The 11,861-nt window shown below is 35.1% G+C and carries 8 protein-coding genes; 2 read left to right on the forward strand and 6 right to left on the reverse strand.

Annotated features, from left to right (window positions below; genetic code table 11):
- Positions 1–21 precede the first annotated feature (21 nt).
- Positions 22–207: a hypothetical protein gene (locus tag AAGD72_RS05915; RefSeq protein ID WP_341814787.1), complete on the reverse strand. Its 186-nt coding sequence runs from the start codon at positions 205–207 to the stop codon at positions 22–24.
- Positions 208–532: 325 nt separating this feature from the next.
- Here AAGD72_RS05915 and AAGD72_RS05920 point away from each other — a divergent pair, with 325 nt between their 5' ends.
- Positions 533–1,489 carry an IS5 family transposase gene (locus AAGD72_RS05920; protein WP_341814569.1) on the forward strand — a complete coding sequence of 319 codons (957 nt, stop codon included), beginning with the start codon at positions 533–535 and terminating at the stop codon, positions 1,487–1,489.
- Between the two features lie 226 nt (positions 1,490–1,715).
- Here AAGD72_RS05920 and AAGD72_RS05925 read toward each other — a convergent pair whose 3' ends face one another.
- From AAGD72_RS05925 to AAGD72_RS05945, 5 genes are all read right to left on the reverse strand, one after another.
- Positions 1,716–3,212: a hypothetical protein gene (locus tag AAGD72_RS05925; RefSeq protein ID WP_341814788.1), complete on the reverse strand. Its 1,497-nt coding sequence runs from the start codon at positions 3,210–3,212 to the stop codon at positions 1,716–1,718.
- A gap of 697 nt (positions 3,213–3,909) precedes the next feature.
- Positions 3,910–7,347: a cytoplasmic incompatibility factor CifB gene (locus AAGD72_RS05930; RefSeq protein ID WP_341814789.1), complete on the reverse strand. Its 3,438-nt coding sequence runs from the start codon at positions 7,345–7,347 to the stop codon at positions 3,910–3,912.
- A 53-nt stretch (positions 7,348–7,400) separates the two neighbouring features.
- A complete protein-coding gene (locus AAGD72_RS05935; RefSeq protein ID WP_341814790.1) occupies positions 7,401–8,876 on the reverse strand; it encodes a cytoplasmic incompatibility factor CifA in 1,476 nt (491 codons plus the stop codon).
- Between the two features lie 289 nt (positions 8,877–9,165).
- Positions 9,166–9,699: a pyrimidine dimer DNA glycosylase/endonuclease V gene (locus AAGD72_RS05940; protein WP_182319428.1), complete on the reverse strand. Its 534-nt coding sequence runs from the start codon at positions 9,697–9,699 to the stop codon at positions 9,166–9,168.
- Positions 9,700–9,719: 20 nt separating this feature from the next.
- Complete coding sequence (locus AAGD72_RS05945; RefSeq protein ID WP_341814791.1) at positions 9,720–10,616, reverse strand: Rpn family recombination-promoting nuclease/putative transposase; 897 nt, start codon at positions 10,614–10,616, stop codon at positions 9,720–9,722.
- A 461-nt stretch (positions 10,617–11,077) separates the two neighbouring features.
- Here AAGD72_RS05945 and AAGD72_RS05950 point away from each other — a divergent pair, with 461 nt between their 5' ends.
- Positions 11,078–11,764, forward strand: a complete 687-nt coding sequence (locus AAGD72_RS05950) for a RadC family protein (protein ID WP_265035174.1) — start codon at positions 11,078–11,080, stop codon at positions 11,762–11,764.
- Positions 11,765–11,861 lie beyond the last annotated feature (97 nt).

Genomic DNA, 11,861 nt, shown 5'->3' on the forward strand with positions numbered 1-11,861 from the left:
AAAAATTGTTAAGAAACCTCACTACTTGCTTTTTCCTTTATCTTTACTACTACCGGCACCAGTAGCACTACTACTACCCAGTTGTGTGTTAGGCTTACTGCTTTCATGTAGTCGCTCGTAGTTTTTATACTTATCAGGACCAATCCACTCAACATTTTTATCTGAAATCCACTTATTAGCACCACCATTATCATTACTACCATGCATATTAACCTCCAGTAAAAATATTATGTAACTAATATACTAAAAATAAATTATAGTGCAAGCACTTTTTTTATATTTTTTAGTATAAATTTTATTCACTCTTTTTTTCATAAAACTCGAGCTTAGAGATTCCATTGTCACGCGCTGGAATGGCAAAAAAAAGACGCTGAATGACGCCTGTGTTTCTTTTTGCCATCAACTCCTACTCTTTTAATGTCATCCCAGTGCCCAGACACTGGGATGGCTTTGTTGCATAGCAACTGAAAAAATCTGGTGGCTACTGACAAAATTCATTATAAAATAGCCATTTAACCTTGAAAGAAAAAATATGCCACAAAAAATGAGGGTCAGTAACCATAGCGAATATAACAAATTTCTAGAAAAAAGAGGAAATATTTTTCATTATATCAACGAAGCCATAGAAAAGTGGTACGAGAATGGTCCAAAAATACCAGGTGGCAACAATATTTATAGCGATAAAGTTGTAATTTTGGTGCACATAATAACTTGTTTATTTAGAATAGGCCTGAGGCAAACAGTTGGGTTTATAGCAGGATACCTTGAGCAAATTGGGAAAAATTTGCAAGTTATCAGCTATTCACAATCATCAAGAAGGTTTAAGAAACTTAATATTAAGATCAATGATTGCAGAATTGATAAAAATAATATGGAAGATATCGAAATTGCTATAGACAGTACAGGAATTAGTATATACAACAACACTCCTGGTCATAGCAAGGAAAATAGCGAAGATAGAAAGTATCGCAGCTATGAACAGACAAGAAAATTGCATGTAATGTTGAATACAAACAGCAAAAAAGCCATAGCTGTAAAATACAGTAATGGTGTCTACTCTGATCACTATGGAGCTTGTGATTTGCTAAAAGAAGTCGATTTTCAGTATGTCATAAAAGTACTATATGCAGATAGGGCATATGATAGAGAAAAGCTCTATAAGCTGTGTAATCAATATGGTATAAAAACGAAAATTCCTCCGAAAAACAACGCAGCAGAGCATCCAAAATTGGATTATATGCTTGATAGAAATGCCGCTATTCAGTTAATGAAATTACATGGTGAGAATGGTATAAAAAGATGGAAAGAAGAAGTAAATTACGGAAAAAGATCGTATATTGAAGGATTTTTCTCAAGGTTGAAGCGAATATTTGGGTTTAGTTTTAGGAGCAAATCTGAGATTAATCGTGAGAAGGAACTACTTGTTAAATGCTATTTGCTCAATAAGTTCACTGATATTGGTATGGCTAAATTTGAGATAGCTTCATAAATTTATTGTGCGTTACCTACTATCCGAAGAGCGATGCAACAAAGCCCACTGGGATCCAGTCTTTTTGTCATCCAAGTAGCTAACACTGGTTCTTCACAATTTCATCAAAAACACTCCCTCTTAACATAAAACCCTACACTTATCAAACCCAATGCACATCCTGGATTCCAGTGTCAAGCACTGGAATGACACCCTTTCTCGTCATCCAATAAGTAGCTAACACTAGCTATCTCGATGGTGTATTACCATTCCCTCTTGCTGCACGTTCCTTCAATACATCAGTAAATTTTGACTTAGGATTTTCTTTAGCATCACTTGCAGAACTAGCACTAGACTTTCCATTATCAGTAGTTCCTGATGGAGCCTGCCAAGTATCAATTGGATAATCGTGTTTAATAGTGGCAGATTCTTTTCTTTGAGTGTTCCTTTCAGCAACTTTTTTTGCAAGCTTAGCGTAAGGGTCATCCGTTTTCTGCTTATCAGTAGACTTAGATTCTTTCCCATCAAATTTTTGCTCATTAGTAGGCTTGAGTTCCTTTTCCTTAAAATCATTAGTAGTACCACATTTATTGGTAGACGTGGTGCCTCTTCCATTAACACTAGTATTCGTATCCCATTTTTCGAAATTAATATCCTTGTCTATAGAATAAAATTTTATCCCACTCACCACGGGCTTCTTCTCCGCAGGTTTCGGTGGACACACAGCCACCTTCGGTTTCTCAGGCTTCGCTTTTTTCTCTTCTTCCACTTTTGGTTTTGTTTCTTTTATCTCGCGATTCTCATTAACCTCTTTAAATATAGGAGGCATTATAGGTTTTGGTAAAAGATCAAGTTCTGGTTTGCTCAGAACAACTGGCCTTACAAACCCAGATGAGACGTCAAAAAGGGAAACTGGCACTTTAGGTTTTTCTCTTTCATCCACTTTCATTTCTACGTTTTCGCAAACTTCTTTATTTTCTTCCTTTAATGATGTTTTTTCTGCTTTTTTATCTTCTTTTTCTTTAGATGCCTCTGCCGCAGCCGCCAACTCAACTCCAAAAATCTCTGCGAACATTGTAACAATCCATCCGACAACGGCCAGCTGTAACTTGAGTTTCAGATCTTGCAATGCAGTTAACCTTTCTAACGCCCTTGCAAACTCTTCTTCTGATAACTCACCACTGCCTAATTTCTCCTGCAATTCTTTTATCTCTTTGTCCAACCTCTGATCGAAACTTAAATCGCGTGCAAAAATCTTCTTGATTAACTCCTTAAGCTTGTCACGCAAAAACTTCATTATCGAAAGAAGCCAATTTTTTTCTTTCTTCTCCTTGAGCATTTGGTAGATTTTCGGATCTACATCTACTTCAAAGAGGTTGAAGAGAGGTTCAAAGAAACTCCAGAAATCTCCGAGTACTCTTTCTCTTTCACCATTGAAGTAATCTTCATCATCTTCTTCGATATGTAGCTCTGCTTGAGATGATATTTCATCGATACAACTAGAGGCCTGACGCTCACACTCGAGCCTTCTGAGTAAATCTTGTCTGGCAAGCTCCTCTACGGCTGCTTTTAGTTCATTTAACTTCTGCTCCGCAGAGAAATCTTGCTCCCTGATTTTTCCTTGGAAGATTGAGCTACCGTTTTTGTTATTATCTGAAAAATTTTTCATTATTTTTGTCCCCTCAATAAAATTACTGCCTTTGTTCTTACCTAGAAAGCTTTCCACCATTTTTACTCCCTTCATAAAACTTAATAATTTAATTTTACAGCACTAAACATTTAAGAACTATTAATGTAAAGATGTCAATAAGATTATTTACATCTTTACACTATATATATCATATCATACGCCATTTAACCTTTCAATAATATTCTTGCTGCTTTTTCAAACTCTAGCATGCGCTTTCCTTAAATTGGTTCTTATTAGTGTTCACTTTTGCCTCTACCACCACTTTTTCTTGTAAAGTATTTGATATAGATTTTATTATACTCTCTGGCATAATATTTTCAACATATTATATTCAGAAGGAGAAACTATCAGAGCAACAGAGGCAGAGCAATACAAATAGTAAAAAACTCTCTAAACCTCGATCCGAAAACTTGAAAATGGAGGAAATGCTTATTCACTAAAGATGCTCCAAAACATCCAAGATCTTAACTCTAGACCACACGATTCCAAGAAAAAATCTTCTCACGCTAGCTGATTTTTGTTGCTGGAAATGGTTGCATCATTTAAATTTATTAATGTTATACACTACCAAATTAATAGTTGCTCATTTAAGAACCTCCTTCAACTTTACCCAACTCGACACATATACTTTTTGAAACATTGCTGCAAGTAGAAAAAAACAGGTTACCCACCTTAACTTCTTTAAATTTGCTCACAATCTTTACTTGATGCATAAGGTTTTTGTTACACTCCTTTCATCTACCGATTACCTCTACTTACCGCCTTTACCTTTGCTAAGGTCAGAAACACGACTAGCTTCAGGACCTTCTAAACTTGACTGTGGCAGGTCACCAAAATTACTGGAATCACTAACACCAAGCGATATAGGTGCTTCTACTAATCCATACCCTCCTCCTACTCTGTGATATCCTAATTCTAGATAAGTACGTAGTAATGGATCAATTTGTTCTCTATTTTGAATGTATGCTTGCAATTGCACATCTTGAAATCCCGGATCATTCCTGAATAATTGTGAAATGCCCACTCTTATGTTCTGAAAGTAATTTCTATCTCTGTTTGGGTGGCCTCTTCCAAGAAAATCGCGTATTATATTTATGATATTCTGCACTTGCCCAACAGGATTTTCGTTTAGAACTCGATTAATATCACTAGCATTTTCTAATGCCCATAAACCACAATTCCAACCATCTGTTTGCTGACTAACAGAAACATTATTAATCCTGATATTATTTCCTAAGTTATTTTGAATGATATCAGTAATACCACCTGGAACAGCAGTAGCAGTTGAATCAGCATAGTACCCAACATAGTTCCCATTTTGACGTTCAATCACTAGTGTAACGCAATGAGTATTATTTAAAGTAATGATTAAAGTTAAACGCTGTTGTTCTTCATTTTCCCTAAATTGATTTAATACTCTAACAATGTGCTCGTTACCGTCATTCCTTGCCAAATTAGCTACTTCAAAAGTGTGATTACCTTCAGTACGAAGCTGATATCGAAATCTTCCAGCGTGAGCTATATCAATTTGTTGAAGCCAGTAATCATAATGTCCATTTCTCGTCGCAAATTCTAGTGTAAGTAGATCATTTACTTCTATCCCTTGATTTCTAAGAATATCTCTTATTTGTCTTCTTATCTCTTGTGCTGTAGGAATGGAATTATCACCTCCCCTTATTCTTGACCTTAGTATTTCTAGGAGTTGTTGTATACTACCTTCGAAGGTAATAATACTAACACATCGATTATCACCTAGATCAAACGGTAAAATCCGGTTCCGTCCGGGATTTTCTCGAATATAATTTATTAAATTTTCACGAGTCTGATCTGATAATAGACCCTCTGGTGGATTTTCATCAATAACACTTTCAGGTCCCACTAATACTCCTGGTCTTGAGTCACGACCACCACGATCAAGTCTATGTACATACTCTTCTCTTCCTATTCCTTCTGGAATAGATATAAGACCTTCTACTCTCCCTGCACCTGCATTAAATATAAGAGGAAATAAAACCACCTCATTTCCAGAAGTAATAAGCAAATATCCTCTTTGCTTGTTCATAAGTTCTTTTATTCGATCTTTTGCGTTATTCTCCTTTTGTGCTACTTCTTCTGCATTATTAGCAAATCCTAATACATATACAATCGGATGAGTATCTGGAGCATTCTCCGTAGATTGTCTTAATAATAAAAGGTCTAATCTCTGTTCTGTAATTCTTGTGAGTATTGCCCTTTCTCCTTCTTCTTCCTGACCCCTTTTCAAACTATATGTTTGACCAACTTTATACATAGCAAGCACTTTATAAGGATTATCACTAGCATAAAATGTACCATGTAGTATAGAACGAAACTTATCCTCACTATTAACATTTATTGCGTCCCTAAGTGGCATCAATATTCCAGAGATCTCTTGAAACAGCTCTCCATGCTGACCTACATCTTGCCAGCCATCATCCATAACTCTTTCTGAAATACCATGTACATTTTCAACATTAGGCACTTGTATAAGATCACCATCAAGAAAATTATTTGCATTATTATTTTGGTAATCGTGATATAAACCAAGGTCATTTGGTTGATCAATATCTAGCTTAAATTGGTCATTAAGTGTGCATGAAACTTCCCATACATGAACATTATTTCCATTAATATTAAGATTTTCTAAATTGATTGCTCCTTGTTGTTGCGCATCGTGAGCTCTAATATGAAGTATAACTATATCAGAACCTTCAGCATGAAAGACCATAGTTAAACATCTTAAACCCTCATCACCATGTCTAAATATGTATTTTGTTATAGGTGCTTCGTCTTCCTCTTCTAGTTCTAAAGGGTGCCTATCAAAAGCACTACTTCCAAAAGTAAAACCAGTTATACAATCAAATACTCTGTTATAATTATCTGCATTTCTTGGTATTTCACCAGGAAGATGTTGAAGCAAGAAATCTCTAATATTCTCTCCAACCTCTTCATCTTCTATATACTCAAACAATCTTTGTACTAAAGGAAATCTATCCTGTTGAAGCCCTACTGTATCAACACTAAAAGGATCTAGATTTAAATTAAAATTTAATCCAACACAGACAGTATTTCTTGATTCAGTATGGATAGGTATAAATGAAAAAACATGCAATCTTTCAGCGTGACTTCTGGCGCGGTTTAATGCGATATTGGACGGTGCCCTTGTAGCAAGATTAACAACAATAGGAATATTTTCTCTTTCTGCTTGGTGACGTACAAGAAAAGCAACATGTGAGTTTCTAGGAGATAAGTCAAGATCGATGCCTATTGTGTAGCGATGACTAAAATTTGCTAAGAAACCTAATAAAAACCCGTGACTCTCAAATTTTTGACTGCGATTTTCAATATTATTTTCTATCTGCGCTCTATAATTATTATAGGTATCAGTTATATATTCTAAAATATCTTCTCGGAGAGGATCTCTTACATTTTCTTCGTCATCACTTGTTAGTATTTCCATAAAGTTGTCAATCCTTTGTTGACCTTGTGCTACCTGTGCAAAATTGACTGATCTATCAAGTTGTCTGAGCTGATTTTGATTAAGTTGTCTTCCTTCTATTTCCTTAATTGTTAATCTGCGATTTCTAAAGAGTTGCCTCAAGAAATGAACCTCAGATGCTGAATATTTGGCAAATTTATCTCTACCTCTAAAATCCTTTTCACGAATCGCCTCGAATACTGTTGCAATTGCCTCTCCCTGACTCTTGCCCTTTCCATGCATGCATACTTTGTACTGCTCAAAATTTAGGTCTTCTTCCCGTAAATTCGGATTTTGCCATCTAATCTCTTGCACTAGAGCATTTCTCTCCCTTGTACTAAACCTTAACCCATTACTGTTAGGGCGATCAGAAATGCTGTAACACTTGACAACTCGCTGTCCGTCACGACTACGAGTTGAAACAGCAACCTTTAAGTTTCCTGTATTTCTATTCCTACCACCTGTATCAATACCATGATTATCAAAACGAAAATAGACTCTCTCATTTGCAGTTAAGATACCAGCATCATGTGCAGTAGCAAACATACTAAAAAAGAATACAGGAAGGAAACGACCTGCACTCACATGATACAAAAAAGATGGACATTGATCTAAAAAAGATTCAAATCCTTGTCTGAATCCTTCAAGATCTCCATCCACCAAACTCCTAATAAATCCATCACCATTACTCATACAAAATACCCCTTATTTACTACGACCAGAAACACCAAGAGTTCATAAGTGGATTACTTATTACCACTAAGCGTAAAGACGCTTTTTTTCTTATAAGAAGAAACACCACTTACACTAGGAGTTCCAAGCTCAGACTGTGGACCATCATCAACTGGCAAAGTTGTTTCCTTACTACCATGAGCTTTAGATCGTGACCGTAAATTATTCCAAGGACCATCACCTACAGGTGGTAAAATTGTTTTCTCTAACTCAGAGAATAATTCTTCCGCAAACAGACCGTAATCTACATTTACTCTTTTACCTTCTCTACCACATAATCTAAGACTTTTTATTATCCTTCCCTTAAAGAACTCAAACCTTTCAGGAAAGCTATTTTTAGCAAATAACATCATATCTAGTATTTCTTTTTTCTCTATTTCTTTTTCCTCATCAGACTTATAAATGTCTTCTCGTTTCCAGTTAACTATCAATTCTGCAAGTACACCCTTTATAGGAATTCTATCATTTGAAGTATCAATAATAGCAGCCTTTTTATATTCACTAAAACTACCACACTGCCAAATCTCCATAATGAGAGATCTAGCTTGAACATTTGATTCAGGATTGTTCAACATTGTATCTGAAAGTGAAGAAAGAAGAATCTCATAGTTTTGCTGTGAGAATATTTTCTCTGAATGATCTCCACGTGCTGAAATTCCTTTATAGCACCAATACTGTACCAAATCATGAACCGTATCAAAAAAACATGAACGTATTAATCTACTAAAAAGGAAATATACCCCTCTATCCTTCTGCAATAATTTCTGTAAAAGAGTATCTTTGTCAGCTATATTCCTTACACAAAAATCTAAAATAGGAGCGTCTTTCTCAACAGATTGAACGCGAGACAGAGCAATAACAGCTTCTGTAAGTTTCTTTTCCTTATCTTCTTCTTTTAAATGATTATAAAAATACTCTACTCCTTCGCTCCACTTAAGTTTTACAGCACTGTCAAAACCTTCTGACGCGTTACTTGGTTGCTTTAATCGCCCAGATTCTCTATCGATCCAGAAATCAAACACAGGACCTTTCCTCTTTATGCTATCTAGTAACGAGTTTCGTACGTATTTGCCAATTTCAGTTTCAGTTTTACCATCAAATGCACTAGGAGGAAAATTGTTCCTATAAGATTCAAATCTTTTTTGAAAGAGTGGATGAATTTTATCTACTACACAGTAACTACAAGCCATCTCATATTTGCGAAGTGGATTATCTATTCCACCTATTTTCTCTTCAGTAAACCTTTGACCTAAAGCAGCATTATCCAACCTTACACCTGACCAGCAACCTTCATCTTGGAATACATTGTGCAAAAACTTCAACTTATCACCCTTAAAGTATTTTATGTGCTCCATAAAGTTATCTTGAAGGACTCCCACCCATCTCTTGATAGCTGACTTCCTCCCGGCAGCAACTGTTGGATCTGGATGTTTAATAGCTTCCTGTAATTTTTTGGACATCGTAGCCTGAAGCTCTTTCTGTGTTGGCATTAACCCCTCCTATTAAGTATTTATATAAAAAAGGTATTGTACAGACATTAGAATGGATTACAATATTAAAATTACTAGAATAGAGGGTTTAATAAAAAAAACGTTATGGCTAAAACTTCTTTTCTTGAATTTTCTCAATATAATCAACAGAAAACCCTGTTATTTCAGCAATAACATCAATAGAAACACCCGCCTTGAGTGAATTTTTAGCCACAGCTATTTTAGCCTGTTTTTCGCCCTCTTCCCTGCTTTTTTCATGTCCGATTTGGATGGCTTCTTTATTTATGAGCTATATTAGCTGTGGTATTGTGTAGCAGATTATCCAACCTGGTGCTTCTCTACCTTTTTCCCACTTAGCAAACCTCATCTTTTCTTTTAGGTAATATTCTCTATAGGCTTCTATTGGATTACTACATTTATATCGATCAGGTAACGCTTGTGTAAAAATTTGTATATCAGCTGATTGAAAAATTAGCAAATCCTTATTATTATCACACCAATCTATAACTTCTTCGGATTTATGCGTTCTTTTGTATCGCAAGCTATACTCTATGCACAATTCTTTTCCATGCTTTATCAACCAATTAAAGTTTCCTTTTGAGTGTCTAGCCCATAGAGAACAAGGGTGGTTTTTGTGAGTAAGTTTATATGGAACTTCTATATTCTGGTCTGTGATGCTGACTAAAGGATTTGGCACTTTTAATGCTATTGAAAAAACATTACTTAATAACTGAGCAGTTTCTAATGGCATTTTTACTATATGCTTATCACATAACATTTTTGCCGCAATCTCTGGGTTTTCATCTAGTACAAAGATGTTCATCTAAACATCCAAAGATAGAATCAGCTTAAGTCTTTAATTTCATTAGCTGTAAGACCAGTAGTTTGAGCTATAATATCAATAGAAACACCTGCTTTTAGTAGATTCTTTGCGACCTCAATTTTCTCTGCTTTTCTGCCTTTTTCATGTCCGATTAGGATGCCTTTTTCTTTGCCTATGAGGATGCCTTCATGAAGTTTTTCTTCAAGGGTAGATAAATAATCATCGGTACGTTTCTTAGCTTGATCATATGCAAAACGTTCTTCTTTACTCCAATTATATTGATTTAACTCATCATAAGCCCTACCAATAATTACATCACTACCTATTATTTTTTTTAGATCCTCTTCGCTCGTTTCATCTGCGTGCTTAAAAAAATAGATCCATTTTTCAACAATATTTTCTAATTGATCTTCTTTTGTCTTATTAAACTTTGGTAGCTCTACGAAAGTGAAACTAAAGTCTTTGAGATCATGTTCAAAGGTCATCTTATCAAAAGTAACGTGATCAGACTTATAAGCCAGCTTATTAGGAAATAGGATAAAATCAGCAATAGCAATAAAGATAACCCCTTTAAGATCATGATACTGGTCACCTACATCAGCTTGACTTGAATAAGCTTTGGCAGCGTAGTATTGGGCACGTTTTTCAAAGCCCCTTGTTTTAGCGACTTGCATCTCAATGATGGTTTTGACCCCTGTAGAATCAACACAGAGAACATCAACAATACTTTGCTTTTGAGAGGCAATAACAGGGTCTTGAATGGGACTGAGAAAGGAGACATCTTTAATCTGGTTGTCATCAGTAAGATCTAATATATCATTAAGAAAGTGAATAAGAATGTCTTTGTTCTTTTCAGTACCAAATATTCTCTTAAATGCATAATCATTTCGCACATTGAGAAATTGTGAAAGAGCCATGAGAAATTAACCTAAAAAGCATTAATAATTATACACAATTCTGAAGAAATATTCAACTTCTTTATTTTTAGTTTATTTTTTAAGTTTTGAATGTGTTGATGAAAAAAATGTCTCCCATAGATGGCCCTAGAATGCTACTACGCACCTTAGACGTCCTTTTTAGATCTTTTTATACCCCCCTCATAAAGCGCCTAAAAACCCCGGCAAATGGATATCATGAATTTAGAGCTGTGGAGACATCAAAGATACGCTTTTTGGTGTATAAAAATACGAATCTACAACGACATCGTTTAAAGAAATTAGCAGCTATTAATATCTTCTACCTTTTCATAAAAAAATAAATAAAAAAAATTGAAAAATTGATTTGACTTCACCCGTAACCTATGGCTTTATGCCAATACTGCTAAGAAAATAACAGTAAACATTTAAAAATAATTTATTATTAGTGAAGGGTATATTATATGAACAATAAGAATAAAAGTAAAGATGAAAATAAACGTAAAAAAGAAATAGAGTTCAGAATATTGGCAAGCAAAGGAAATGCTTTACTAGATCATGAAATAATTGAAACGTTTCTAAGTGCAGTGCATGATAGGGCTCAGGCTCGAGCTATTGCTAAAAATCTAGTAACCACTTGTACAGGAATAGGAAGGATTTTAGGTCGCGAAATGGATGAGCTGAAAAGCATAGAAGGTGTAACAGACTCTACGATTTCAATGATTTTTTGTGTTAAGGAAACTTTAACTAGGGTATTAAAGGAAGAGCTAAAAAAAGTGCCGATACTAGATAACCTAGGCAAGCTTATAGAATATTTAAGGGTGAGTATTGGCTATTCAGATAAGGAGAATATTACAATAATATATTTGAATCAAGGGTGCCATTTGATAGGGGAAGAAGTATTTTCTGGTACAGTGGACCAGGCGCCTGTCTATACAAGGGAAATAATAAAAAAAGCATTATTAAAAAATTCAACATCAATCGTAATTTCACACAACCACCCATGCGGAAGTGCAAAACCATCTGAAGCTGATAAAACTATGACCAAGAATTTAGCTTTAGCTTGTCATAGCGTGGGTATCAAGTTTCTCGATCATATTATCATTACAGGCAGCGATTATTTTAGCTTTCGACAAAACGGATTGTTGTAGAGTTTTGGGCATCTGCTGTAAGCCTCTTTTTTATGTACATTTTTCTCGCAGTTGAACTGCAATGCCTGTGAATGGCTAACGAAAAGAAAATTGCTAC

Source organism: Wolbachia endosymbiont (group A) of Chalcis sispes (genome assembly GCF_964026765.1).
GTDB lineage: Bacteria > Pseudomonadota > Alphaproteobacteria > Rickettsiales > Anaplasmataceae > Wolbachia > Wolbachia pipientis.